We start from the raw sequence: 23,641 nt of genomic DNA on the forward strand, positions 1-23,641 counted from the left end.
GAAAAAGTTTATAAGAACAAGTCGTATAATTGACATTGCAGACAACCTTACGGAGGTGAAACTCCGTGAAGTGGAAGGGCTTGATGGCCGTCCTGCTGGGATTGGCCATCGTTTTATCAATGCCTGCCGTTTCAGCATCCCAAGAGATAGTCAGTAGCGACTATTCTTATGGGAGCAATGGAATAATGAAGCTGGCAGGTGCCCTCTACAAGGATACTGGTGAACTCGACCTAAAACATGATTACTATGCAGTCAAGATTACCACAGAGGACATAAAATACAGAAACGATGGATGGATAGGTCCAATGTACATCTACGTCGACGTTGCGGTTCTCCCACAACGCGCAACAGAAGTTCCCGCAAATCATATTCCTAAGAGCGGAACGAAGTTCTCCCAGCATTCTGTATCATTTAGCTACGAGGGCATTGGATTCAACGTCTTTATACCCAGAGCGTTTGTATCATACTGGGAAAAGACTGATTGGGCCCATCATTTCGTCTGGGAAGTCAGTGGAACTAAACCTTCCTTTGTGGGCTGGTGGTTTGTTTTCGATGACTATGCAGAGTTCGCCGTTGGGTTCAGAGTACCCCAGAATTCTCAAGTAGCGACTTTAACACACGCATACGGAGAATGGTATAAGTTCTACGGGGTAGTGTTCAAAAAGATAGGTTCAGACCGTGCAGTAATAGGGATGGGTTATCACCCAGAGGGATATTATACATATCCCAATGTTGACATCAACATCCTCAAGCATAAACTCGTAATCTATGACAACAGAAATATAAAGGGACTTCCCGAAACGATAAAAGCAAGTCCAGAAACCCAGAGCTTAGCTGGCCTTCAAGAGAGGTGATTCTAGTGCTTTCTTATTTACTTTTTGCCATCTTGGCTGGCCTTGCAAAGGGAATCGCGCTGTTAATTCTAGGTTTAACTGGAGCATTAATTTCACTCCTAAAGCCATCTACGCTTAGGAAAAAGGCTGTGGCACTAATCTTTGTTCTATCCATCCTGTCCCTTAGGATAGTTTATGTTTTCAATGATATAACGTTGCTTCATCTCTTACTTGCTCTTTTAGCGCCCATTATCTATGTTACAGCAGGCGTTGAAAGTGTAGAAACCACGAGGACGTTTGCGGTTGGACTTTTTGTCTTTACCTTGGTTTCCACAGTTAGTTCAGGTATCCTCACCATAGCAATATTAGCACCCACACTTCTTGGACTTCTTGTCCTCTACGGAGTTGAGAGAATGATTAGGAGGGATACAGAATGCACAAAGAACTGGTTGGATTGATTTTGCTGGGAATGCTAATGGCGTCGAGTTATGGGCTCTGTATAGGGAGTACCAAGGTAACCATAAAAGCCACGATAAACGAGAACTGGACACAGTTCAACTTAACTCCGGGAGACGTTATGATAATACGGATTTTGAACGTCAGTACCACCAACGTGACCTTTATAAGAGGCCCAGGAATCCTTGTGTCTCCAATCGGCGGGAAATATCCGTCTCTGGCCCCGATAGTAACTCTCTACTTTGACCTCAACGGCAGCGTTTATGCATTCTTTCCATCAAAAACATTCAGCCTGGGAGAATGGAAAAAGGGCGGGAATGTAACCATTATGTTAGCCGACAGGAAAGTAATGCTGAAAAACGGGAACATAATTAAATCCTTTGAAGCGCCGACTGAAATTGAACCCGTCCACTACCTAACGGTCAGGACAACTTCACGAATGATGAACGCCACACTTCAGATTGAGGAATTCAATCTCTTTGATAAAAATCCACGGAGAAACAGCGGGACAATACCTTCGATGAGCTTCCTTTACTTCCTTGTGGTACTGGGTATGGGGGCTGTGGCTATCGTCCTGTATAAAAAGAAGGGATAAAAATCTCCGCTTTATTTTTATAATCTCCACTCCACTCCAAGCTCCTCGCTGTAGGCGTCAAGAACCTTCTCAAGGTACTCCTTTGCCGTGCCGACCTTGTCGAGCCTGAACCTCTCTGCCCAGCGCTCGTTCCCGAACTCCTCGCTTCCTCTGGCTACGAGGTCTATAACGCGCATGCTGTCCCAGAAGACCGGGGTGTAGCCCGCCTTTCTTGCGAACTCTATGAGCCTCTTTATCTGCTTCCTCGCGTGCTCCTCCATGTCAACGTTCTCGCCGTAGGCCTCCATGAAGAGGGCCTTGAGAACGGGCTTCATCCACTTGCGGTGGAAGCGGCACCAGCCGACGTTGTCGTACCAGAACTCCCAGAGAGCACTTGAGATTATCTTGCTCGCCAGTTCTTCAGGCTCAAGGAAGACGCCGAACTGGTAGAACGTCCAGTATCTTCCCTGAATCGGGAGTGGGATGTAGTTCCCTATCGCCCAGTACATCGTAGGGGTTATTTCGCCGTTCTCGCCGAGGGGAGTAAAGACTGCGTAGTCCTTGAAGCTCTCTCCGTACTTGAGCCTGTCCTTGAACTTCTCATCAAGAATAACGCTCGCCTTCCTCTTTCCTAGGCCGATTATCTTTGCTAGCTCGTTCTCGGCGAAGGCAACGCGGTGGGCTAATTCGGCAATTAACTTGGCATTCTTCTCGCTCGTCTCGACGGGTCTCTCAAGTAAAGCCTCCTTCGTGAAGTCGGGCTTATCGCTTAAGCCCACTTCCTCCGGCTTGAGGATATCTCTGTGGACGAGCTCAAGAACCCAGGCGGCGGTTCCACCGAACTCTATGGCATCGAAGCCCATTGCATCAACCGCCGGAACGCTTATATCGCTCGCGCGGAGCGTTATGACCCCGCTGAGCGGGCCGTTGGCTTCCCTCGGCTCGTACTCTATGTGGTGACCGTGGGCGTACTTTTTGCAGACCACCGGGCAGGGCTCGCCGCAGTTCGTCCAGTTCTTTGTCTCTATAGCCTCCTTGTTGAAGGGCTCCCAGTAGTACTTCATTATCGCCTCATGAACCTTTATGCGTTCCTCCTTAGGTATGTAGGGCATCTGCCAGTTGAGTATCGGCACGAAGTCGCCCTCTGCCGGGTAGTTGCCTCCGAAGGTTCCTCCGGTTTTCAGCTTTGGGTTGTACCTGTACTTGACGGTCTTCTCAGCTATGATGTCATTGTAGGGCTTCTTATGAACCCCTTCAACTATTTCCTTAGCGGTTTTGAAGGATGATATGTCCTCATTCGGGAAGGCCCTCTTCCTTGGTTTCCCGCCGAAGATTATCCCGACGATGTTGTGAGCCCTCAGGAGAACGCTTCCTGAGCCCCCGCGGGCCGCCCAGTCCTCGCTACCGACGACCCTCTTCCCTCTCCTTAAAGTCTGAGAGAATATAGCCCCATAATTAGTGTTCAGGGCCGCCGGTCCGACGACGGCTATCCTGTACTCAAAGTTGAAGCGGTTTCCAAAGTTATCTATGAGATACTGAGTGAGCGCATAAACACCCTCTTCACCCCTGTAGTTTCTCCATATCTCGATAACCTTCTCCATCTCGATCTCGTGGAGCTCAACCCTGACGTTCTCGCCATCGTTGTAGAGAAGAACAACGACCGGCTTCTTAGCCTTCCCCTCAAAGGTCACGAAGTCAACTCCGACGTTCTTGAAGGCGTAAGCAGCCCCACCCATTGCCGAGGGAAAGAGCGTCCCGTAGAGCGGTGAACGGAAGAAAAACATCAGTCTGTGCGCTCCTGGGAGTATTGAGCCGGAAAACGGCCCCATGCCCATTACAACAACGTTTCTAGAGTTGTATGGGTCTATCGAGTGCGTTCCAAGCTTTTCGTGAAGCTCAATGCCGTAGTCTATGATGCCGTAAACGTCCTTTTTCTTGATTTCCTCATCCTTGACCTTTCCCTCGTCGAGCTTGAGGTGTAAGACCGTGAACCTCATGTTCACACCCCCGTGTATCACTCCGGGTGTTAGTTCTTTGATGAGCGATATTTAAGGCTTCCGCCCGGGCTCAGAAAATACGGTAAGGAAATATAAAAACGTTGGTGACTGGAAGGGTACAGAGCCAAAATGAACAGAAAAGGGGATTAAAATGTCACTCGATGTTCCTGAAGCGATCCTCAAGCTTCTTAAGGATCCCTGGAAGGGTTGTGTACTCCATCTCCTCTAGGGGCAGGCGGTGCGGTTCGAAGGGCCCGTGCCTGCGCATGTACTCGGTAATCTCAAGGGCCTTCTGCCTGGCGTACTCGAAGGCGGGGTCATCAAAGAGGTCGACCGGTCCAACGAGCTCTCCCTTCGGGCTTATCTGCCAGCCGAGGGCGACTACCCTTGGCGGACCATCGAAGCGGGTTGGGTTGGCGTCGCACATTGACACGGGCATTATCGGGCCGTTGTGGGAACCCCTCATCCAGCCGCTGACGAGGTGCGGGAAGGCAAAGGGTTCAAGGACTTCGCCGAGTGCAGGTAGTCCGCTCTGAGCCCTGACTATCGCGACCGGGTCATCTTTACCAACGTACTCTCCAGCGACCTCGTAAAGCTTTTCAGTGCTTATGACCGCGACCGGTTCGTCAGTCGGGAGCGGATGTCCCTCTTTGGGGAAGACACGCTTGATTACATATCTGCTCTTGGCCCCTATTAGTGCCAGCAGGTCGTAGAGCTCCTCGGGGGTGTTGAGGACAACGCGCTTGTGCTTGAGGATGTCCCAGACCTCAAAGCGGAAGCCCACGTGCATCTTGGGGTCTATAACTAAGCCAGCGGTGTTGAACGGGTCCCCGAACATCCTGAATATCGGCAGGTTGAAGGCTCCAGGCTCGGTCTTGTCCATGTGGAATGTAACCACGGGCTCGCTCTTCCTAAGGGTGAACTCCATCTCCGCAACTCCGGGCCCAAGGCCGCGGACGTTACCGCTGAAGGCATCTTTAAGGAGGTCCTGGCCGGCTCCGTAGAGGCCGAGCTCCTTGGCGGCTTCGGTAGCTGCCTTGAAAGCCTCCCAGGCAAGGCCGTGTATTTCTGGGCTGTCAGTTCCCTGAGTGTGGGTCATTATCAGCTGAAGGTCGTCGCCACAGCTGGCCACGTAGAAGTCTATAACCTTCCCTTCTTCCTCTGCCTTTTTCAAAATCTCCTCGGCAGTTTCTATGAGCTGTGGGTGAACCCTTGAGTGTCCGGGCCAGCCCCCGACGTCGGCCTTGATAACGCTGAGGGTGATTTTCTTTCCTACCAGCATGGCTACCACCGGTGACTTTAAAGACCTCCATGCTTATAAAGCGTTAATATCACCGGTGATGATACACAAAAAAGCGGTAAAAACGGCCCTTTCAATTCTGATCCGGAGGAGGAGTCTCACTCGCAGACGTCCCTCCATCCGAACTGTTCCTTCACGACCTTTATGAGGTTCTTGAGTTCCTCCCTCTTGAGGTTCACGCTCGAACTCGCACCGACAAGGGCTATTATTCCGTGAACCTCCTCCTGGAGCTGGATGACGTTTTCATCTACTTTGATAACGCGGAGCTCCCTCTTTGCTGTCTCGTCTTCCCCTATTCTAAATTTATCCTTCCCTATAACAACCGGCTCCTCCATGGGAACCACCGACATTATTTTTGTATCTCAAGGTTAATAAAACTTCCGTGTGGGGCAAAATTTATAAACATGGTAAGGTTAAGCTAAAGCCGGACGGGGGCGTGGTGTAGCCTGGTCCATCATCGCGGGCTCCAGAGGTATGAGGACTTGCGGGTTTGCTGAGAGGGGATGAGCCTTTGGAGCTCTGACCCGGAGAAACCCGCGGACCGGGGTTCAAATCCCCGCGCCCCCACCATTGAAACTTTGCTTGGCAAAGTTTCATCAAAGTTGGTAGCTCTCTTTCTAAAATTGAATCCTAGGTGATTTTCTTTACTCACTGGCCGGTTTCGAGAATGAGAGCCTTTTTGACCTGCTTCTGTGTGAGTTTAATTTTAAAAACCGACGCCCTTTGGGCGTCAGGAGAGAATAAACCCCATTCTAAGGCTTATTCTAACTTGCTCTCTCTTGAGAACAAGCACTTGAGAGTGAAATCATTGCTTTGGGGTCTTTTTAAAGAAGACCTGCAAGCTTTTGGTGAAGCTTTTTCCAAAAGCTTCAGTACTGGCGGGAGTGGGGGTCCTTTTCTACAAGGTTCGAGTTCTGAAAGGGGTTTAATCACCTGCTCCTTTGACGAGTGTTTCACCCCTAAAGCGCCCTTTGGGCGCCGGTAATGAAGTTGAAACTGCTTGAAGAGGTTAGTTTAAGGTTAACCCCCAGTCAAAGTTTCACTTGGTGAATGTACGACTGACTTTCCTGCCAGTTTGATGGAAGGGCGTTCTTTTCGCCAGCCTTTTCTAAAGGCTGTGCGCGAAGTTTGACCAAGGTTTGTGATTCTTTTGTCAGGGCAAATTAGCAAGGTTTCTCACTTGGCGTCTTCTTTTTGGGAGTGGATTACTTAATCAAAAGATGTTTTTCAGTGGGTTCGACTTTTAGCATCTCACATGAGCGCAGAGAAGTGAACATCTTAAGGGGGATACTGAAATGGATCAATAAATACTGCAACTTGGATGGGCCACGGGGGAGTAAGAGCCACCAATCACATTGCTTTTCCATAAGACTTTTAATAACTACCGCTTTGTTAAACTTTGGTGTTTAAAGTGAAGAGCTTCCTTACTGAACAGCAGATTAAGATACTCAAACTGAGGGCGAGGGGGCTGAAGCAGAGCGAGATAGCCGAGCTCCTTGGGACGAGCAGGGCCAACATTAGCATACTGGAGAGGAGAGCCCTCGAAAAGGTTGAGAAGGCCCGTAACACCCTCCTCATCTGGGAGCAGATAAACTCGAAGATATCGATCGAGGTGAGGCGCGGGGAGGACATCTTCACCGTCCCTGAGAGGCTCTTCCAAAAGGCAGATGAGATTGGGGTTAAAGTTCCCTACAGTACGGCCGAGATAATAGCTTTTCTCGTGGAGCATGCCCCCGTTGAGGACAGGCTCGCTAGGAGGGACTTCACGCTTTTCTTAGACGCCAACGACAGACTCCGCGTTAGCGAGTGCCTGCTTGAGGGAATTGGGAAGCTGAAAAAGCCCAAGAAAAGGGAGAGCCCCGTTTGAGCCCCCTCCGCCCATTTCGCCACACAAAACCCAATAACTGACCTCCTCCCCGTCCTGAAGGGCAAGGCTTTCAAAGGAAAAATGTAAAGGATCTCGTGGTGGTAGCATGCTCCTCAGGAACTATCGGTTCCCTGGTAGGTACGGCCCGGAGTGGGGAAGCGGGGGGATATTCGGCCTTAGGTACTACAACGGAACGCTTTATTTCACCCTTGCCTTCGAGGCGGAAGCGCATTTCACCGACGTGAAGTCCGGAGAGGAGAAGGTTTATGACTTCACGCTCGTTGGAAAGGCCCCAACGAGTGGTGGCGACACCTACAACGCCGTCGAGACGGTGGACGAGTTCATATACTTCGGTGGCTGGGTTCATGCCCCAGCTATCTACAGAGAAGACAGAAGGATACTCTTCACGAACAAGTACTCTCACGTCCATGCATACAACACCGAGGAAGGCTCGGTGGAGCTCCTCTGGAAGAACTCCATCCACCACGAGAGTGAGTGGGCCGGTGAAGTGAGTGAGGTAATCTACGATCCCTACAACGACAGGCTTCTTCTTGCCCGGGAGGATGGGCACGCCAACCTTGGCGTCTACTCCCTCGACAGGAAGGGGAAGAACGTCGAGAGGCTCATGGAAAAACCCGCCCTGAAGGGGACGAGGGTTCACGACTCGGTCTTCTTCGGCGTCGGGAAGAACTTCGACTGGGGTGTTACGGAGTTTGGAGCCCTCGACCTGATAACCGGAAAGTGGGAGGTCTTCTCGCCCGGGAGGAGTGTTGAAGGAAAGCCCTACCTGCGGCCGGTTCTCGGGGCGATGGCCTCAGCTTATAACCGTGCCTTCGCCTTCGTCCGCGGTGGGGTCTTCGCCGGAAACCCCCTGATTAACGAGGAGTTCCGCTTTTACCGCCTCCTCGACTTCGATACCTTCTACGCTCCCTTTAGGGTAAACGCGGTCAACGTCGGTGGGGGAGTTCTAACAGCATACAACGCCCACCACGACGCCCTCTACAGGCCAGAGCAGAGCGACCAGGGGAAATGGGTGATGAGCAACACGGTGTCCGGCCCAAGCGTTCTGCTCTACATAACTCCTCCGATGGTGAAGATAGTGGGAACCTTCGGGGCTAGGATTACCAGCATCGAGAAGATGGACGGGAAGCTCCTTATAGGCACCAACAGCGCCCCCAACACTGGCGCAACGGAAGCAACGCCCTTCGACACAGGCAATAGGGATCTAATAATCCTTGATGAGAGAATCCTTCAGGAAAGACCGCCTGCGGTGGCTTTCAGTGGAACCCTATCCGACCGCGTTTTCGGTGGAATCCCGCTGGAGGGTTACAGGGAGGCCAAAGCAGTGTTCTATATGGAGAAAAACGCCGAGCTCAGGGTTTACGAGTACGAGCTCTCCTTCCGACCGGACGTCGAGGTCGAGAGGTTCGAGCTGGAGAGGGGCAGGAACGTAATTGATCTGAGGCAGTTTTCTGGGATTGTGAGCTTCGAAGTGAAAAAGGGAACCGGAAGGTTCAGGGTGGAGCTGAAGTAGAAAAGGAAAAATCAGGTCTTTCCGATTATGTTGTTCCAGCTCATGCTGGACTCCACGAGCTCGCCGATGGTAACGTAGCGCTCCGAGATGACCTCTGGCTTAAGATCGGCGAGCTTTTCCAAGAGCTCCTCCCTGGGGAGGGCTTCCTCGTCAAAAATCACGAAGCCCTTTCTGGTATAGGCGTTTATGAAGGCCCTCCAGACGCGCATGTCGTTGAGAACCTCGTACTGCTTGACCGTGGCACCCTCAAAATCCACATTCCCGAACCTGAGCTCAAGCCTTGTGAGCCTCTTCTCAGTATTAATGCTCATCCCGACCACCTCACTTAGCCAGACCGAAGTAGTCTTCTATGTCAATGTAGGTCTTTCTGTAGAGCTCGCTGTTCTTCATCTTCTCAACGAACTCCTTGGTTCTGAAGTACTTATCCTTCTTGTACTCCCAGTCTGGATGAAGAGCCTTCCACTCCTCCCAGCTGTAGCTGTACTGGGCCTGCACCTTGTCCCTGTAGAGTTCGGGAATCACGTTGAATGTACAGAAGGGCACTATCCTGCCGTCGGGCATCGCGTAGTGGATGACGCAGCGCTCTACCCTCTCAACGTCGTAGTTGTACTCGTCCATGAAGTGCATCATCCCAAGGAAGAGCGAGTTCTCGTGGAACTGCCCGAGTGCATCGTAGTTGCCGTGCATGAAGGCATTCTTTATGAGTTCGAGGACGCTGAGGCCCTTCGGGGCGTACTTTTCGTCGTAGAATGAGCGGAACTTCATGAATATCTCCGCACCGAGCTTGAGCTTCCTCAGCCTGCTCATGCTCTTCCACTGCTCAACTTCCTCGGCCTTGCTCTCAAGGTATTCGACAAAGCCTTCAACGTCAAGGAATCTGCTTATCGGAATGACCCTCTTGTTCTCCCTATCTAGGAATACGTAGGTTGCGGCGCCGCAGCAGTAATGGCTGGTCATGTAGTAGTGTTTGCCCGTGAAGGCCTCGAAAAAGCGTGCTATGTGTCCCGCTATCGGGATTGGATACCAGTCGTCCATCTCTATTGTTCCGTTGGTCTGCTCCTCGATCCTCTTGATCGCTCCAGGTATCGTTATCCTGAAGCGCTGACGCTCCTTCTTCGGGACCCTGCCGACGAGGGAAATCGGCTGGAAGTTAACCCCCCTGACGATGTCGAGGTGGTTGAGGCCGAAGTTGATTATGGCCCCAAGCTCGTGGTCGTTGACATTCCTTATGGTCGTCGGAACTAGGACTATTCCTGGGCCTCCGGCCTTCCTCACGTTCTCGAAGATTAGGGGTATCTCCCAGTGGTTCTTCCAGTTGGTCTGAGGTGTCATTCCGTCGTAGCTCATGTAAAGGGTGTTTGTTCCTGCCTCGCGTATCTTCTTAACCAGCTCCGGATCAAAGGCAAGCTTAATTCCGTCAGTGTTGAGCTGGACGTGGTCGTAGCCCTCCTCCCTGGCCATCTTGAGTATCTCTATAAGGTCGTCCCTCAGCGTTGGCTCACCGCCGGTGAACTGGACGGCGTTTGCACCTATCGGGTGCTCCTTCTTGGCGTTGCGGAGCATCTGCCTTATCTGCTCAAGGGTGGGCTCGTATATCGGCTGGCCCTCCTTGGCGTAGAAGAAGCAGTACCAGCAGCTAAGGTTGCAGCGGTTGGTCAGGACGATGTTGAGCAGGCTCGTATGGGAGCGGTGTCTGGCACAGAGACCGCAATCTAGGGGACAGTTGACACCTGTGTTCTCAACGTTGGCGCTCTTGAGCTTGAAGTCGAACTTCCAGCGCTGGAAGCGGTAGTACTGCTCGGCGCTTTCATAGTAAAGATCCGTTATCATGCCTTCTGGGCACTTCTTGGTTATCCAGACCTTCCCGCCGTTCTCCCAGACAAGAGCCGGGACAACCCTTCTCGTCTCGGGGCAGAGGGAGTAAGTCCTGTGGGGTAAAGGACCGCCGTAGGCACGGCTGGCCTTCTTCAGAAGGCTCTCGAACTCCTCCTCACTTATCTCGGGGAACTGGACTATGTCCCTAATCCTCCGGGTTGATTCCGCAAATTCCTTCTCCCCACTTGGAATTTCACCAACACTTTGGGCCATCAATCATCACCTTTCTCCTGCTATCCCCTAATCCAACGGACTGATATAAAAGCTTTTGCGTAAATATGAAGGTTTTCCTTCATAGGTATGACCCAAAAATGGGTAATTCGTGGGCTAACGTTAAAAGCAGTCCAGACCATCTGGGAGGGGTGGTTTCATGCCGGCAAGAGAAATGAGGATGGAGATGTTCGTCAGGGCACTCCTCAGGAGGGACTTCACGAAGGCAAAGACCCACATGGAAAAGCTCCAGAAGATGGCTGGAAGCAATGATTGGGGCAGGGGCTACTCAAGGGCCGTTGAGGGGATTTTCAACGCCCTCAAGGACAACGACACCGATTCCCTCATAGTGAAGATAGTGAGCGAACACAACAGGGAGCTGGCAAATGAGTTCCTCGAAAGGTACGAAGGCATTTCAAACCAGGGGTTCAGGGACGAGTATGAGAGGGGCTATTACACAGCATGGGTTGAGTTTCTTAGGGCTTACCTAAACCAGAAGACCCTTGCGTGATGCCTATGGGGAAGGAAGGACTCATGGGGAAGCTTGAGGAAAAGATAAGGAACTGCCGAAAGTGCCCGCTCTGGGAACTCAGGACGAAGCCGGTTCCTGGGGCAGGAAGCTACGACGCAAAGGTTATGTTCGTTGGTGAAGCTCCCGGCTACTGGGAAGACCAGAAGGGATTACCCTTTGTCGGTAGGGCAGGAAAGGTTCTGGACGAGCTTTTGGCCGAAATAAACCTTAGCAGGGAGGAGGTCTACATAACCAACATCGTCAAGTGCCGGCCACCGAACAACCGCGATCCAACCGAGGAGGAGGTAAGGGCCTGCTCGCCATACCTCGACAGGCAGATAGACATAATCCGACCGAAGGTCATAGTTCCGCTCGGGAGGCACTCGATGGGTTACATCCTTGAGAAGTTTGGATTTGAGCCAGAGCCGATAAGCAAGATACACGGAAAGACCTTTGAGGCACATACCCTCTTCGGTAAAATCGTCATTATGCCAACCTACCACCCGGCCGCGGCCCTCTACAAGCCCCCGATAAGGAAGGAGCTGGAAAAGGACTTCAGAAAACTTGGGGAGCTTTTAAAGGAATTTGGTTGATGTTGTCCCTCTTCCACAAGTTTCCACCGGATCAAAGCCGTAACTGTCCCTCTTCTCGAATTTTAAACTCGGAAAAACATGGGGCACGATGAACTCCCCGGGACTACGGGGCCCTAATTTATTCGGTAAAGTACTATATTTTCCGTAATTTTTCCCATAATTTTTAAAATTGTCTAAAATTTATCGGATATATAGGAAAAATTCAGAAAGATTTTTATAACCTTTCGGTTCGCTTCTTCCGCAACATCTGGAGGTGATGGCATGGCCGACTTCGGTGTGCTTTCCCTGTTGCCGCCACTCGTGGCCATTATACTTGCAATATGGACGAAGAGGGTAGTGCTCGCGCTCTTCGCGGGGGTCTGGATAGGTGGAGTGATGGTATCAGGCTGGAATCCAATGACTGGAACCACCCAGACCATTGACTGGATAGTGACCAACGCCACCGACAAATGGAACGTTAAGATATTGCTCTTCGACTTCCTGATAGGGGCGGAGGTAGGACTCATTTACAAATCCGGTGGGGCCTTTGCCGTGGGAAGGGCACTCGCCAGAAGGGTTCACACGAGCAGGGGGGCATCGCTAATGGGCTGGCTCCTTGGGATTCTTGTGTTCTTCGACGACTACACCAACACCATCATAGTTGGAAACACGATGAGACCAATAACGGACAGGATGAGGGTTTCGCGCGAGATGCTGGCTTACATAGACGACTCAACAGCGGCTCCGGTTGCCGGACTGGCACTCGTCTCAACTTGGATTGGCTACGAGGTCGGTCTCATCGGCAAAGCTTTCGACAAGCTTAGCGTTGACCTAACTTCCTCCGGTGGCGCCTACTGGGTGCGGCTTCACAGCGTCCCCTACAGGTTCTACTCGATATTCGCCATACTGCTGGTTCTCATGGTAGCTCTGAGCCACCGCCACTATGGAGCTATGCTCCATGCAGAGCACCGCGCGAGGACAACCAATAAGGTTCTCCGTGACGGCGCGAGGCCACTTATGACGACGGAGGTTGACCTGGGATCACCTAAGGAGGAAGGGAGCGTTCATATCTTCGTCTGGCCGATAGCGACGCTGATCTTCGTTACCCTCTACGGGATGTGGTACACCGGAGGGGGTAGCAAAGCCTACGCAAAGGGTGGCCTGATGGAGGCTCTTGGGAACTCGGACTCAGCCCTGGCATTGCTCTGGGGGAGCTTCGCTATGGTTGTGGTTGCCTTCACCCTCGTCCTGCTCCTGAGACAGATGACGGTTGAAGAGGCTGAGGACGCTATAATCAGGGGCATGAAGCAGATGGTAATAGCGAACACCATCCTTCTCTTGGCGTGGGGCATCAAGAGCGCCACCGACGTCGTTGGAACCGCGTCGTACGTTGTGGGCCTGGCCAAGAGCGCCGGGATAAGCGGGGGATGGGTTCCGCTGATAGTGTTCCTCGTGGCCATGTTCGTATCCTTCACGACTGGAACCAGCTGGGGAACCTTCAGCGTGATGATGCTCATAGCGATACCTCTGGCATATGGTGTAACTGGAAGAATCGGCCCGGAGGTCTTCGCGAGCATCGGTGCCGTCTTCGCCGGCGGTATCTTTGGAGATCACTGCTCGCCCATAAGCGATACAACGATTATGAGCTCCATGTTCAGCGGTTCCGACCACATAGACCACGTCAGGACTCAGATACCCTACGCGGTCACGGCTTCGAGCGTGGGGCTCGTGCTGTACCTGCTCTTCGGCTTCGGCGTGAGGAACCTTGTGGTGCTCCTCCTGCTGGGCCCGCTTCTGCTCGTCGTGGCATGGTACCTTCTGAGCGAGTGGTATGGTAAGAAGTACGGGATTCCCTGGGGAAGTGTGTCGGTCTACGTCGCCGAGGACTGACTCCCCAACCTTTTTTAACTCCCCTCCCGAGTTCTCCCGGGTGGTGAAATGCTGATCAGGGCCTTCATCCCGGCTCACATAACTGCGTTCTTCGCCCCTGTTAGGAGGGAAGACCCCCTCATGAGTGGTTCGATAGGGGCCGGTGTGAACCTGTCCAAGGGCACGAACGTCTTCGCGAGCGTTGAAGCAGGAGCCCTTGAGAGGCACGTCCATGTAGCTTTCAATGGGGAGCCAGTGAAGAGGGAAGATGCAGTAATAAGCTATTCCGTGGCTGAGGAAATAGTCCCAGAAGATTTCACCGGGGAGGTTGAAATCTGGCAGTACTTCGACTTTCCAAATGGCCATGGCTTTGGGAACAGTGCAGGAGGAGCCCTTGGGACGGCTCTGAGCCTTGGTCACGCCTTCGGCGGGACCTGGCTAAAGGTTGCGAGGATAGCCCACAGGTATGAGGTTATACACGGTGGCGGCCTCGGGGACGTTGTTGCCCAGCTCGTCGGCGGAATAGAGGTTCGGATTAAGGCTGGAGGGCCTGGAATCGGGGTCGTTGACAACCTCTTCTTCGAGGGCTACAGGGTTTTAGTTGTACCCCTCGGCCCCCTGCACACGAAGGAGGTCTTGGATGGAGACGTAGTTAAGTCCATCGAGGTTGAGGGAAGAAAGGCACTGGAGAGTCTCCTCAGAGAGCCGAGTCCCGAGAGGATGATGGCTCTAGCGAGGAGCTTCGCGGAGAAAACAGGCCTCTTGGGCGGGGAACTTCTGGAGCTGGCAAGGGAACTCGACGGGGTCATCTCCAACCCCAGCGCGATGATAATGCTGGGAAGGGGCCTCTTTGCCCTTGTGAGGGAGGAAGAACTCGGGAGGGCCAAGAACCTTTTGGCCGATTTGGAGGTTCCATACGACGTTGCAGATGTTCATATGGAGAGACCGAGCGTCGGAAGGTGGGTGGGTTAAACCCGCTACCCTTTTATCCTCCTTCACCTATTTTCCCCGGTGGTGAGTATGGGAGACATCCGCTACTCAGAGCTGGCCGACCTCTACCGGAGGCTCGAAAAGACAACTCTCAAGACCCTTAAGACGAAGTTCGTCGCCGACTTTCTGAAGAAAACGCCGGATGAGCTCCTTGAGATAATCCCCTACCTAATCCTCGGTAAGGTGTTTCCCGACTGGGATGAGAGGGAGCTTGGCGTCGGTGAAAAGCTCCTGATAAAGGCCGTTGCAATGGCAACCGGCGTTCCGGAGAGGGAGATAGAGAACTCGATAAAGGACACCGGTGATCTGGGAGAGAGCGTGGCTTTAGCTTTAAAGAAAAGGAAGCAGAAGAGCTTCTTCTCCCAGCCACTGACGATAAAGCGTGTTTACGATACCTTTGTCAAAATTGCCGAGGCCCAGGGTGAGGGTAGCCAAGACAGGAAGATGAAGTACCTAGCGAACCTCTTCATGGATGCCGAGCCGGAGGAAGGCAAGTACATAGCGAGAACGGTTTTGGGAGCGATGAGAACCGGCGTTGCAGAGGGGATCCTCAGGGATGCAATAGCCGAGGCCTTCAATGTCAAGCCCGAGCTCGTGGAGAGGGCCTACATGCTAACGAGCGACTTTGGCTATGTGGCGAAGGTGGCGAAGCTCGAGGGAAATGGGGGGCTGGCAAAGGTTCAGATACAGATAGGAAAACCGATAAGGCCAATGCTCGCTCAGAACGCCGCGAGCGTTAAGGATGCCCTCCTTGAGATGGGGGGTGAGGCTGCCTTCGAGATAAAGTACGATGGGGCTCGGGTTCAAGTCCACAGAGACGGCGACAGGGTGATAATCTACTCCAGAAGGCTTGAGAACGTCACAAGATCGATACCCGAGATAGTGGAAGCTGTTAAGAGCCAGCTGAAGCACGGGAAGATAATCGTCGAGGGCGAACTCGTAGCGGTTGGAGAAGGCGGAAGGCCCAGGCCCTTCCAGTACGTTCTGAGACGCTTTAGGAGAAAGTACAACATAGAGGAGATGATAGAGAAGATTCCCCTCGAGCTGAACCTCTTCGACATACTCTACGTTGACGGTGAGAGCCTCATAGATATCCCCTTTGTACAGAGGAGGGAGAGGCTTGAGGAGGCCATTGAGAAGAACGAGAAGATAAAGCTCGCGGTTCAGCTCGTTACGAAGAACGTTGAAGAGGCTGAAAAGTTCTACAAGGAAGCCCTTGAGCTCGGCCACGAGGGGCTCATGGCTAAGAGGCTGGATGCCGTCTACGAACCCGGGAACAGGGGCAAGAAGTGGCTCAAAATAAAGCCCACGATGGAGAACCTCGACCTCGTTATCATCGGCGCTGAGTGGGGCGAGGGAAGGAGGGCTCATCTCCTCGGCTCGTTCCTAATTGCGGCCTACGACCCGAACAGCGGTGAGTTCCTACCGGTCGGAAAGGTGGGCAGTGGCTTCACCGATGAGGATTTGATCGAGTTCACAAAGATGCTCAAGCCCCTGATAGTTGGGGAGGAAGGCAAATTCGTTGAGATCGTGCCGAAGGTCGTGATAGAGGTAACGTACCAGGAGATACAAAAAAGCCCGAAGTACAAGAGCGGCTTTGCCCTCCGCTTCCCACGATATGTGGCTTTAAGGGACGACAAGAGCCCGGAGGAGGCGGACACCATAGAGCGCGTCGCCCAGCTCTACAAGCTACAAGAAAAGTTCAAGGCGAAGAGGTGAGGTCTGAACCGATGACCTCAACTCCCCTCTCCTTCCAGAACTCTTGGGCTTTCCTCTTTCTTTCCTCCAGCTCGCGTTTTGCCCTGCTGTAGGCCCTTCCGAAGGCGTCGTCAACGCTCGAATACGTGTAAATCAGGGCAACGGTCGAAACGATGGCAACGACCAGCACAGGTATCCCAGCAAAGGCCAGCAGAACGGGGGCATCGTAGAGGCTGTGAAGTGCCGAGGCCTTCATGTAGCCGAGCAGAGGGTCACCCATCAGAACATCACCGAGGGCTATTGCCGTGAAGGCTACGTGGAACATTACTACTATGACCCTGAGGAGGGCACCCAATATGTTGCCAGTGAAGAAGAGGATCACCCCGTAGAGGACGGCCTCGATTACGGCAAAAGCCAGGGCAACCTTTACCGTCAGGTGCCAGCGGTAAAGCTCGGTGCCCTTAGAGGAGAAGTAGGGGAGGAGCTTGGCTCCCTCCTCGATGAGACCGACCCCGATTACGAGGGCCAGGAGCATGGCTGTCATTGATTCGAAGCGGAAGAGGTAGAGGATGACTCCTTCAAGAAAGAGAGCAAGAATGAACGCTAGGAAGGCGTACTTAACGACCGTAGATGTCTCAACGAAGGGAGTTATCCTATCAACTTTGGTCATCCATCCGTCCGTCTTGAAGTAGAGTTTGATTCCAACGACTATGACCGCAATAACGTATCCGACCAGGCTTATTACCCCTAACATAGCATCACCAATGACTCTTAGCAATGGTATTTTTAAACCTTGCCCCGGCAGGTTTTTTAAAGCCCCGCCCTAATGGGACTGGGGGTTGCCATGGAAGTGGCAAAGGAAAGGCTGATAAAGATGTTTTTTGATGAGGGGGCGGTGCTCTTCGGCCACTTCGTCTTGACCTCTGGAAAAGAGAGCAACTACTACATCAACGTGAAGAAGCTGACGACCGATCCAAGGGCGCTCAGGCTGATCGCCGGGATGATGGCCGAGATGGTTAGGGAAATGGACTTCGATAGGATCGCCGGCCCGGAGCTCGGGGCCGTTCCGATAGCCACTGCCCTCGCCCTTGAAACCGGGAAACCCCTCGTAATCGTCAGGAAGAAGCCGAAGGGACACGGCACAGGAAGTCAGATCGAGGGGGAGATAAAGCCCGGTGACAGGGTTCTCCTCGTGGAGGACGTCACAACGACTGGCGGGAGCGTCCTTCGAGCGGCGGAGGTGATAGAGAGAGAAGGGGGCAGAGTTGTCGCCATCGCAGTCGTTGTTGACAGAGAAGAAGGGGCCTCCAGGAGGATTGGGAAGAGGTACACCTTCCTCCCGCTCCTGAGGGTTTCAGAGATACTTGGTCGTTCCCCGGGGGAGGAGTGAAGAAAAGGCCTCCCTGAACTTTTCCCATCTAGACTTTTTCACACTGCCAAAAATCCACTCGTCGAGTATCTCACCCATCTCAGAAAGTGCCATAGAAGCTGGGGAACCGGGGTACCAACTCAGGAGTGGCCTGCCGTAGTTGGTAGACTCCGGAACCCAAGGGTCGAAGGGTACAATGCCGACCACGGGGAGACCGAGTTTCCCCTCTATGTATTTCACGATCTCGTCGGAATCATCAAGGGATTCCCTAACCTTGTTTATCATGACACCAACGCTCAGCCCGTAGGCCTCACCGAGCTCCTTCAGCTTGACAACCTCGTTTTCGAGCATCCTTTTAACGGAGTGCATCGGCGAGCGTTCCAGCTCAACGACTATCAGCTGGTAGTCGGCCAGTCGAAAGGTTGGAATCGTGTCGAAGGGAATCCCGATGGGAGAGTCTATGATCGTCAGCTGATAACCAACCTGAAGGCTTGAAACGATGTCCCTAAGGGTTCCCTGCTCGGTATCGAGGACGTCGTATATGCTGGAACTCCCGGGGACAACATCAACCCCGCTCAGGGAGTCATGGTAGAGGGCCTCTCTAACGTTAAGCTCAGGATTTTTCAGGAGGTCGTGAAGGCTGACGGAACGGTCTTCCATTCCGAACTGGAAGGCCAGCTTGGGCAGGTAAACGTCCCCGTCAATCAGGAGAGTGGAGAGACCGAGACCAGAAAAGTATGTCCCGAGGTTCGCCGTGACCGTCGTCTTGCCGGCTCCACCCCGTCCAGTTACAACTATCGATACCATAAAATCATCTCCCGACAAAGCCATAGAACAGGTAGACGTTTCAGGTTAAAGGTAATGCCCAATTACCAAAGAATAAAAGGGGTTAAATGAAGTCCTCAAGGGTTTTTGCCCTGACCATTATCGCTGCCTTCTCCCGGCCGTAGAAGACCTCAACGAGCCCCTCGGACTCAAGTTCCCTAACTGTCCTCAGGAGCGTTGAGGCAGGGGTTTCGAGTTCGGCGCTGAGATTGTGGAGAGCAACCGCCCTCTTCTTGGTCGCCAGAACCTTGTAAACAACGTCCTTACGGCGCCCGAACATCAACTCGGCACCAATTATAGTACACCCTTCACCTAAATAAACCTTCCGAGGACATTTTTGACGAATGGGCAAAGGTCAGGTTTATAAGCCCGGCAGAGCACCGGCGAGCATGAGGGGAGTTATAGAGAGGCTGAACGATGAGGGGCTTGGGGTTCTGAGGGCAGGAAAGAAGGAAATCCTAGTTCCCCATGCCGCCCCGGGAGACGAGGTCGAAATCCTGAAGACGAGGAGGAAGAAGAGGAAGGTGATAGCTTTAGAGTTCAGAGTCATAAAGCCCTCCAGTCTGAGAACAGAGCCTCCCTGCCCCTACTTCGGTCGTTGCGGGGGGTGCCTACTGCAGCACATCCCCTACGAGGAGCAGGTTCATTGGAAGGCTGGAAAGCTCTCGCGCCACTTAGGTCAAAACGTTGAAGTCATGCCTTCGCCGAAGATATTTGGCCACAGGAACAGAATAGATGTTGTCATCTCAACAAGCGGAATAGGCTTTCGCCGGTACGGGACCTGGTGGGAGGCCGTCGACATAACCATCTGTCCCGTCTTCGGGGAGGCCAGTTCCAAAGTACTCAAGTCGCTCAGGGAGTTCATAGAGGACTTCAAGCTCTCCGAGTACGACATAAAGAAAAACGAGGGGTTTTTGAGATACGTCGTTATCAGGGAGGGCAAGTTCACGGGCGAGCTGATGGTAAACCTAGTAACAAAGGAAGGAAAGCTTCCTGAGGAGTTCCCGGACTACTTCCCCTACGCAACTTCGGTATACTGGAGCGTCAACAGAACCGAGAGCGACGTCTCCTACGGGGATGTAGAGAGGTTCTGGGGGCAGGAGTTCATAAGGGAGAAACTTGGCGATGTAGTTTACCTGATACACCCGAACAGCTTCTTCCAGACCAACAGCTATCAGGCAGTAAACCTTGTTAAGAAGGTCGCCGAACTCGTTGATGGTGAAAGGGTTCTTGACCTTTACTCCGGTGTGGGAACCTTCGGAGTTTACCTGGCAAAGGAAGGGCTTGAGGTTGAGGGGGTTGAGATAAACCCCTTTGCCGTGGAAATGGCAAAGAAAAACGCCCGCCTGAACAACGTTAACGTAGCCTTCCGGGTCGGCAGGGATAGGAACGTCGGGAACCTTTCGAACTATGATACAGTGATAGTTGACCCACCCCGTGCCGGTCTTCACCCAAAGCTGATACAGAAAATTTTAAAAGACACCCCTGAGACTCTCATCTACGTCTCGTGCAACCCAAAGACCCTAGCCCAAGACATCAGTGCACTTGCTGGGAGGTATCGGCTGGAGTTTGCGCTTGGTCTCGACATGTTCCCTCACACACCCCACGTTGAAGCCATAACTCTCCTGAGGAAGTTTGATGTTTAAACCACCAATACCGATACCTTAATAAACGATGGGTGCGCATTTAGAACTTAAGGTGAGGAGAGATGTTAGACGAGAGGGACAGGATAATCCTGGAAATGCTCACGAAAGATGCTCGCACGCCTTTCACCGAGATAGCTAAGGTGCTGGGCATAAGCGAAACTGCCGTCAGGAAGAGGGTGAAGGCCCTGGAAGAGGCAGGGGTAATAAAACAGTATACTATAATCGTTGACCCGGCAAAGCTCGGCTACAACCTCGTTAGCATAACCGGGGTTGACACGAAGCCGGAAAAGATATTCGAGGTCTCCAACAGGCTCAAGGAGTTTGACTTTGTAAGGCACGTCTACCTCACGAGCGGTGACCACATGATTATGGCCGAGATATGGGCCAAGGATGGGGAGGATCTCTCCGGGATAATCTCCGACAAGATAGGCAAGATAGACGGCGTCGTTAAGGTCTGCCCGGCAATAATTCTCGAAAAGATGAAGTGACTCTTTTTGCTTTCCCAACCTTTTCTTTAGCATCCTGAATTTGCTTTGATCAATGCTTTTGGAGAACGGTTGAGAATTCTGGTGGTCCCGCGGCCCGGATTTGAACCGGGGACCTGCGGATCTACAGTCCGCCGCCACTCCCAGGCTAGGCTACCGCGGGACCTCTGCCCGAACGGTAATCATTAGAGCAGGTTTATAAATTTTTCTCCATACCTAAAGCGGTGGCGCTAATGCTCGATCCAGTGACACTGGCGATGCCCCTCGCGAAAAGGATTGAGGAGGAAATCCTGAGAACCAAGAAACTCCCGAACGGAGAGGAAATCAGAAAAATCCTCGCAATCTCGGGCTGGAGGGGGTTCATTCGGACAGGGGGCTGGCCCTTTTAAGGAACCGCTGGTTCGTCGTGCTGGTCTTTCCCAGGGAAAACGGGACAGTAATAGACATCATCCCCTCAACGGGAGAGCTCAGTGATGCCTTAGAAGTCGTCGTTTACCACGACAGAAAGCTCAACGCCCTGATAGCTGAGATACTTCCGGCCAACGAGCTTGAGTACGAGGGGAACATCGGTCTGGAGCTGGTTATGGTAGACGCCGAGAGGGGAGAGTTAATCAGCACACCGGTCTTAGGTGAGTTCGATGAGGATGAAGATGGCTCATACCTTCTCATAGACGGCGAGACCTTTAGGCGGTGGAAGGAGAGCGGAAAGCTGAACGTCTGCCCCATCTGCGGGGGAGAGCTGGTGTGGAAGGGAAGAGAAGCCCGCTGCCTCGAGTGCGGATACCGGGTTAAGGTTAGAGATAAGATATAAGTACCAAAAAGGCCAAACAGTAGACGGTGAGGAGATGATAGTGAAGTTTGATGTGTATTTTGACGGTAAACATTGGTGCGCCCGAGAAGTTGATGGAGATATATCCACACAGGAAAAATCCTTGATGAGCTCATGGAGAACCTCCGCGAGGCCGTTGAGCTCCATTTTGAGGAGGAGATCGAGAGGGGAGAGAAGATTGCAAAAAGGTGATCTTTGTGAGCCGTGTAATTAAATCCCAGCTGGTAAAATACTCCCATCTTGCCCACCAACGCGGTTTAACCGCAGCCTTCGGCGGGAACCTGAGCGTAAGGCTCGGGGACAGGGTTTTCATAAAAGCGACCGGCGTCATCATGGACGAGATGGACGAGGGCCAGGTTGCCGTTATCGACATGAGGGGAAACCAGATCTCTTCCGTAAGGCCCTCCTCCGAGTACCGCCTTCACTTAGCGGTTTACAGAAAGAGGCCCGACGTTAAAGCCATAGCCCATCTTCATCCACCTTATTCGATAGCTGTCTCGGTTCTCTTGAGGGATGAACTACCGATAATAACGCCCGAAGCTGAGCTCTACCTCGGAAAGATACCAATAGCCCCCTTCAGGCCCGCCGGAACGGAAGAGCTGGCCGAGGTGACATCAGAGGCCTTGAGAAAAGCTGACGCAGCTATAATGGAAAGGCACGGGATAGTCACCGTCGGCAGGAGCCTTAGGGAGGCATTCTACAAGGCAGAACTGGTGGAAGAGAGCGCAAAACTCTGGTACATGATGAAAAAGCCATAAACACGAAATGAGCGGAAAAATAAAGCTCACTTAACCTGCTCAAGGGCTCCGAGGACCTCCCAGATGATGGTTCTCGTATGCATGGGCATATTGGGATCCTCGCTTATCTCCTCAAGGATCGCTATGGCATCAGCCGCCCTGACGGCCGGCTCCTTGCTCTCGTCGAGGAGAACCTCTATGGCCTGCTCGGCGGCCCGCCTAATGTTCCTTGGGACGACGGTGTCTTGGACGACCTGCTCCTTGAGAACTTGCACTATTTGCTGGATCAGCTCGCTGTTCATATTCTCACCTCCGGCCTATTCTAAAAAATTGTTACTAAAATCCTCCCGGCTTATTTTAATCCCTCTCAACTAAAAAGCTTTTCGGTTAATGTCGAAATCCTCCCGGAAAAGCCTCGAAGAATCATCTTTTAGATTAGCACTCCACCGTGGGAATTTTGATTCAAAAGTTTAACAGACGGATAAAAGCAAACTTTTAAATGGAGGCCATCAACTTTCAGAACGGTGGTCATCGTGAGGGGAAAGTCCCCGTACATCGCGGTTGTTATAGTGTCACTCCTGCTGGCGGTCGCTGCGAGCGGTTGCGTCAGCACCGGAACCAAGGGGAAAGTTCTCGTGGTTGGGACGAGCGCAGACTTTCCGCCCTTTGAGTATAAGAACGCAAGCAACGGCCAGATTACAGGCTTTGACATCTCCCTGATAAAGCTCATAGCCAAGAAGATGGGCTACGACAAGGTCGAGATAAAGGATATGGACTTTGACTCCCTCATCCCGGCGCTCCAAGCAGGTAAGGTCGACGTGGTCATTGCGGGCATGACGATAACGCCGGAGCGCGAGAAGGTCGTTGACTTCAGCATCCCCTACTGGGAGGCAGACCAGGCCGTCCTCGTCAGGAAGGGCTCCGGGATAAAGGTCTCCTCGGTGGACGACCTCAAGGGCAAGAAGATAGGCGTTGAGAAGGGGACAACGGGGGCAATTTACGTAAAGAATCACCTCGGGAACAGTTCGACGATAAAGGAGTATCCAACCTATGTCGCGGCGATAGAGGCCCTCCTCAACGGACAGGTTGACGTCGTCGTCCTTGACAGCCCGGTTGCAAAGATGTTTTCCAAGAAGTACAACGTTGAGATAGTTTACACCATAAAGACCGGCGAGCACTACGGCATAGCGGTCAAGAAGGGCAACAAAAAGCTTCTTGACGGGATAAACAAGGCACTCAAGGAGATAATGAACTCCTCGGAGTGGGACAAGCTCGTCGAGGAGTACTTCGGGAGCTGACTTCCCTTTCCCTTTTCCGGAGGGTGTTAACATTGATGGGGGCAGTTTCTCTTGACGTTGCAATGAGGATGCTCCTCGAAGGGGCGAAGATGACGGTTGTCCTCTCGGTTCTCTCGATAATCCTCGGCCTCCTCGTTGGACTCCCTGTGGCGATAATGGAGACCTA

General features: G+C 52.5%; 26 protein-coding genes and 2 tRNA genes. 18 read left to right on the top strand and 10 right to left on the bottom strand.

From position 1 onward, the window contains the following. Positions 1 to 65 precede the first annotated feature (65 nt). The 3 genes from MVD07_RS06145 to MVD07_RS06155 are packed head-to-tail and all read left to right on the top strand — an operon-like array spanning position 66 to position 1,884. Entirely contained in the window at positions 66 to 854 is a 789-nt protein-coding gene (locus MVD07_RS06145) for a hypothetical protein (protein WP_297499715.1), read from the top strand. Next, positions 851 to 1,291: a hypothetical protein gene (locus MVD07_RS06150; RefSeq protein ID WP_297499717.1), complete on the top strand. Its 441-nt coding sequence runs from the start codon at positions 851 to 853 to the stop codon at positions 1,289 to 1,291. Before MVD07_RS06145 ends, MVD07_RS06150 begins: the two co-directional genes overlap by 4 nt. Further along, positions 1,267 to 1,884: a hypothetical protein gene (locus tag MVD07_RS06155; RefSeq protein ID WP_297499720.1), complete on the top strand. Its 618-nt coding sequence runs from the start codon at positions 1,267 to 1,269 to the stop codon at positions 1,882 to 1,884. Before MVD07_RS06150 ends, MVD07_RS06155 begins: the two co-directional genes overlap by 25 nt. A gap of 17 nt (positions 1,885 to 1,901) precedes the next feature. On the opposite strand, the gene gor is transcribed toward MVD07_RS06155, so the two are convergent. The 3 genes from gor to MVD07_RS06170 all read right to left on the bottom strand — a co-directional run bounded on the left by gor (position 1,902) and on the right by MVD07_RS06170 (position 5,495). Beyond that, on the bottom strand, positions 1,902 to 3,860 hold the full coding sequence (gene gor, locus MVD07_RS06160) for a glyceraldehyde-3-phosphate:ferredoxin oxidoreductase (RefSeq protein WP_297499722.1): 1,959 nt from the start codon (positions 3,858 to 3,860) through the stop codon (positions 1,902 to 1,904). A gap of 154 nt (positions 3,861 to 4,014) precedes the next feature. Beyond that, on the bottom strand, positions 4,015 to 5,142 hold the full coding sequence (fbp, locus tag MVD07_RS06165) for a fructose-1,6-bisphosphate aldolase/phosphatase (RefSeq protein WP_297499754.1): 1,128 nt from the start codon (positions 5,140 to 5,142) through the stop codon (positions 4,015 to 4,017). 116 nt (positions 5,143 to 5,258) lie between these two features. Continuing rightward, positions 5,259 to 5,495: a hypothetical protein gene (locus MVD07_RS06170; protein ID WP_297499756.1), complete on the bottom strand. Its 237-nt coding sequence runs from the start codon at positions 5,493 to 5,495 to the stop codon at positions 5,259 to 5,261. Positions 5,496 to 5,590: 95 nt separating this feature from the next. Between MVD07_RS06170 and MVD07_RS06175 the strand changes: the two genes are divergently transcribed. From MVD07_RS06175 to MVD07_RS06185, 3 genes are all read left to right on the top strand, one after another. Continuing rightward, positions 5,591 to 5,730 (top strand) — tRNA-Trp (locus tag MVD07_RS06175). An 841-nt stretch (positions 5,731 to 6,571) separates the two neighbouring features. After that, positions 6,572 to 7,027 carry a Tfx family DNA-binding protein gene (locus MVD07_RS06180; RefSeq protein ID WP_297499758.1) on the top strand — a complete coding sequence of 152 codons (456 nt, stop codon included), beginning with the start codon at positions 6,572 to 6,574 and terminating at the stop codon, positions 7,025 to 7,027. Between the two features lie 106 nt (positions 7,028 to 7,133). Continuing rightward, positions 7,134 to 8,561: a DUF2139 domain-containing protein gene (locus tag MVD07_RS06185; protein ID WP_297499723.1), complete on the top strand. Its 1,428-nt coding sequence runs from the start codon at positions 7,134 to 7,136 to the stop codon at positions 8,559 to 8,561. A gap of 11 nt (positions 8,562 to 8,572) precedes the next feature. Here the strand turns inward: MVD07_RS06185 and MVD07_RS06190 are convergent, their stop codons facing one another. Together MVD07_RS06190 and tes are read right to left on the bottom strand one after the other, a co-directional pair. Then, positions 8,573 to 8,872, bottom strand: a complete 300-nt coding sequence (locus tag MVD07_RS06190; RefSeq protein WP_297499725.1) for a DUF3213 domain-containing protein — start codon at positions 8,870 to 8,872, stop codon at positions 8,573 to 8,575. A 10-nt stretch (positions 8,873 to 8,882) separates the two neighbouring features. Beyond that, the gene (tes, locus tag MVD07_RS06195; RefSeq protein WP_297499727.1) at positions 8,883 to 10,649 is read right to left on the bottom strand and encodes a tetraether lipid synthase Tes; all 1,767 of its coding nucleotides are present in this window, start codon (positions 10,647 to 10,649) and stop codon (positions 8,883 to 8,885) included. A 157-nt stretch (positions 10,650 to 10,806) separates the two neighbouring features. On the opposite strand from tes, the gene MVD07_RS06200 reads away from it, so the two are divergent. The 5 genes from MVD07_RS06200 to MVD07_RS06220 all read left to right on the top strand — a co-directional run bounded on the left by MVD07_RS06200 (position 10,807) and on the right by MVD07_RS06220 (position 16,307). Further along, complete coding sequence (locus tag MVD07_RS06200) at positions 10,807 to 11,157, top strand: hypothetical protein (RefSeq protein WP_297499729.1); 351 nt, start codon at positions 10,807 to 10,809, stop codon at positions 11,155 to 11,157. Positions 11,158 to 11,162: 5 nt separating this feature from the next. Beyond that, a complete protein-coding gene (gene udg / locus MVD07_RS06205) occupies positions 11,163 to 11,750 on the top strand; it encodes a type-4 uracil-DNA glycosylase (RefSeq protein ID WP_297499760.1) in 588 nt (195 codons plus the stop codon). Between the two features lie 261 nt (positions 11,751 to 12,011). Then, positions 12,012 to 13,619 carry a Na+/H+ antiporter NhaC family protein gene (locus tag MVD07_RS06210; RefSeq protein WP_297499731.1) on the top strand — a complete coding sequence of 536 codons (1,608 nt, stop codon included), beginning with the start codon at positions 12,012 to 12,014 and terminating at the stop codon, positions 13,617 to 13,619. A gap of 48 nt (positions 13,620 to 13,667) precedes the next feature. After that, complete coding sequence (locus MVD07_RS06215; protein ID WP_297499733.1) at positions 13,668 to 14,570, top strand: pantoate kinase; 903 nt, start codon at positions 13,668 to 13,670, stop codon at positions 14,568 to 14,570. Positions 14,571 to 14,627: 57 nt separating this feature from the next. Then, entirely contained in the window at positions 14,628 to 16,307 is a 1,680-nt protein-coding gene (locus MVD07_RS06220) for an ATP-dependent DNA ligase (protein ID WP_297499762.1), read from the top strand. Here the strand turns inward: MVD07_RS06220 and MVD07_RS06225 are convergent. Further along, the gene (locus MVD07_RS06225) at positions 16,291 to 17,040 is read right to left on the bottom strand and encodes a hypothetical protein (protein WP_297499736.1); all 750 of its coding nucleotides are present in this window, start codon (positions 17,038 to 17,040) and stop codon (positions 16,291 to 16,293) included. The two genes, MVD07_RS06220 and MVD07_RS06225, sit on opposite strands and share 17 nt — an antisense overlap. Before the next feature lie 90 nt (positions 17,041 to 17,130). Here MVD07_RS06225 and pyrE point away from each other — a divergent pair, with 90 nt between their 5' ends. After that, positions 17,131 to 17,676: an orotate phosphoribosyltransferase gene (pyrE, locus tag MVD07_RS06230; RefSeq protein WP_297499738.1), complete on the top strand. Its 546-nt coding sequence runs from the start codon at positions 17,131 to 17,133 to the stop codon at positions 17,674 to 17,676. Here pyrE and MVD07_RS06235 read toward each other — a convergent pair. Continuing rightward, positions 17,641 to 18,462, bottom strand: a complete 822-nt coding sequence (locus MVD07_RS06235) for an AAA family ATPase (protein WP_297499740.1) — start codon at positions 18,460 to 18,462, stop codon at positions 17,641 to 17,643. The genes pyrE and MVD07_RS06235 overlap by 36 nt on opposite strands. Positions 18,463 to 18,544: 82 nt before the next feature. After that, positions 18,545 to 18,760, bottom strand: coding sequence for a helix-turn-helix domain-containing protein (locus tag MVD07_RS06240; RefSeq protein WP_297499742.1), 216 nt, complete (start codon positions 18,758 to 18,760; stop codon positions 18,545 to 18,547). A gap of 109 nt (positions 18,761 to 18,869) precedes the next feature. Here MVD07_RS06240 and rlmD point away from each other — a divergent pair, with 109 nt between their 5' ends. Together rlmD and lrpA are read left to right on the top strand one after the other, a co-directional pair. After that, positions 18,870 to 20,126, top strand: a complete 1,257-nt coding sequence (gene rlmD, locus MVD07_RS06245) for a 23S rRNA (uracil(1939)-C(5))-methyltransferase RlmD (protein ID WP_297499744.1) — start codon at positions 18,870 to 18,872, stop codon at positions 20,124 to 20,126. A 62-nt stretch (positions 20,127 to 20,188) separates the two neighbouring features. After that, positions 20,189 to 20,614, top strand: a complete 426-nt coding sequence (gene lrpA / locus MVD07_RS06250; RefSeq protein ID WP_297499745.1) for an HTH-type transcriptional regulator LrpA — start codon at positions 20,189 to 20,191, stop codon at positions 20,612 to 20,614. An 82-nt stretch (positions 20,615 to 20,696) separates the two neighbouring features. Here the strand turns inward: lrpA and MVD07_RS06255 are convergent. Beyond that, positions 20,697 to 20,774: transfer RNA gene (locus tag MVD07_RS06255), tRNA-Tyr, on the bottom strand. A 61-nt stretch (positions 20,775 to 20,835) separates the two neighbouring features. On the opposite strand from MVD07_RS06255, the gene MVD07_RS10950 reads away from it, so the two are divergent. From MVD07_RS10950 to MVD07_RS06265, 3 genes are all read left to right on the top strand, one after another. Beyond that, positions 20,836 to 21,000, top strand: a complete 165-nt coding sequence (locus tag MVD07_RS10950; protein ID WP_366078473.1) for a hypothetical protein — start codon at positions 20,836 to 20,838, stop codon at positions 20,998 to 21,000. Between the two features lie 17 nt (positions 21,001 to 21,017). Further along, positions 21,018 to 21,422 (top strand): hypothetical protein, encoded by a 405-nt coding sequence (locus MVD07_RS06260; RefSeq protein WP_366078474.1) that lies wholly within the window; start codon positions 21,018 to 21,020, stop codon positions 21,420 to 21,422. Positions 21,423 to 21,637: 215 nt separating this feature from the next. Next, positions 21,638 to 22,198: an aldolase gene (locus MVD07_RS06265; protein ID WP_297499747.1), complete on the top strand. Its 561-nt coding sequence runs from the start codon at positions 21,638 to 21,640 to the stop codon at positions 22,196 to 22,198. A gap of 26 nt (positions 22,199 to 22,224) precedes the next feature. Here MVD07_RS06265 and MVD07_RS06270 read toward each other — a convergent pair whose 3' ends face one another. Beyond that, positions 22,225 to 22,479 (bottom strand): UPF0147 family protein, encoded by a 255-nt coding sequence (locus MVD07_RS06270; RefSeq protein WP_297499749.1) that lies wholly within the window; start codon positions 22,477 to 22,479, stop codon positions 22,225 to 22,227. Between the two features lie 222 nt (positions 22,480 to 22,701). Here MVD07_RS06270 and MVD07_RS06275 point away from each other — a divergent pair, with 222 nt between their 5' ends. Continuing rightward, a complete protein-coding gene (locus MVD07_RS06275; RefSeq protein ID WP_297499752.1) occupies positions 22,702 to 23,475 on the top strand; it encodes a basic amino acid ABC transporter substrate-binding protein in 774 nt (257 codons plus the stop codon). Positions 23,476 to 23,641 lie beyond the last annotated feature (166 nt).

This window comes from Thermococcus sp., assembly GCF_027008145.1.
In the GTDB taxonomy this organism is placed as follows: Archaea; Methanobacteriota_B; Thermococci; order Thermococcales; family Thermococcaceae; genus Thermococcus.

What these genes read in the sequence shown, in the direction of transcription:
- MVD07_RS06155 (WP_297499720.1), top strand. Translation starts at nt 1,267, where the DNA reads ATGCACAAAGAACTGGTTGGATTGATTTTGCTGGGAATGCTAATGGCG.
- gor (WP_297499722.1), bottom strand. Translation starts at nt 3,860, where the DNA reads ATGAGGTTCACGGTCTTACACCTCAAGCTCGACGAGGGAAAGGTCAAG.
- fbp (WP_297499754.1), bottom strand. Translation starts at nt 5,142, where the DNA reads ATGCTGGTAGGAAAGAAAATCACCCTCAGCGTTATCAAGGCCGACGTC.
- MVD07_RS06170 (WP_297499756.1), bottom strand. Translation starts at nt 5,495, where the DNA reads ATGGAGGAGCCGGTTGTTATAGGGAAGGATAAATTTAGAATAGGGGAA.
- MVD07_RS06185 (WP_297499723.1), top strand. Translation starts at nt 7,134, where the DNA reads ATGCTCCTCAGGAACTATCGGTTCCCTGGTAGGTACGGCCCGGAGTGG.
- MVD07_RS06190 (WP_297499725.1), bottom strand. Translation starts at nt 8,872, where the DNA reads ATGAGCATTAATACTGAGAAGAGGCTCACAAGGCTTGAGCTCAGGTTC.
- tes (WP_297499727.1), bottom strand. Translation starts at nt 10,649, where the DNA reads ATGGCCCAAAGTGTTGGTGAAATTCCAAGTGGGGAGAAGGAATTTGCG.
- MVD07_RS06200 (WP_297499729.1), top strand. Translation starts at nt 10,807, where the DNA reads ATGCCGGCAAGAGAAATGAGGATGGAGATGTTCGTCAGGGCACTCCTC.
- udg (WP_297499760.1), top strand. Translation starts at nt 11,163, where the DNA reads ATGGGGAAGGAAGGACTCATGGGGAAGCTTGAGGAAAAGATAAGGAAC.
- MVD07_RS06210 (WP_297499731.1), top strand. Translation starts at nt 12,012, where the DNA reads ATGGCCGACTTCGGTGTGCTTTCCCTGTTGCCGCCACTCGTGGCCATT.
- MVD07_RS06215 (WP_297499733.1), top strand. Translation starts at nt 13,668, where the DNA reads ATGCTGATCAGGGCCTTCATCCCGGCTCACATAACTGCGTTCTTCGCC.
- MVD07_RS06225 (WP_297499736.1), bottom strand. Translation starts at nt 17,040, where the DNA reads ATGTTAGGGGTAATAAGCCTGGTCGGATACGTTATTGCGGTCATAGTC.
- pyrE (WP_297499738.1), top strand. Translation starts at nt 17,131, where the DNA reads ATGGAAGTGGCAAAGGAAAGGCTGATAAAGATGTTTTTTGATGAGGGG.
- MVD07_RS06235 (WP_297499740.1), bottom strand. Translation starts at nt 18,462, where the DNA reads ATGGTATCGATAGTTGTAACTGGACGGGGTGGAGCCGGCAAGACGACG.
- MVD07_RS06240 (WP_297499742.1), bottom strand. Translation starts at nt 18,760, where the DNA reads ATGTTCGGGCGCCGTAAGGACGTTGTTTACAAGGTTCTGGCGACCAAG.
- rlmD (WP_297499744.1), top strand. Translation starts at nt 18,870, where the DNA reads ATGAGGGGAGTTATAGAGAGGCTGAACGATGAGGGGCTTGGGGTTCTG.
- lrpA (WP_297499745.1), top strand. Translation starts at nt 20,189, where the DNA reads ATGTTAGACGAGAGGGACAGGATAATCCTGGAAATGCTCACGAAAGAT.
- MVD07_RS06270 (WP_297499749.1), bottom strand. Translation starts at nt 22,479, where the DNA reads ATGAACAGCGAGCTGATCCAGCAAATAGTGCAAGTTCTCAAGGAGCAG.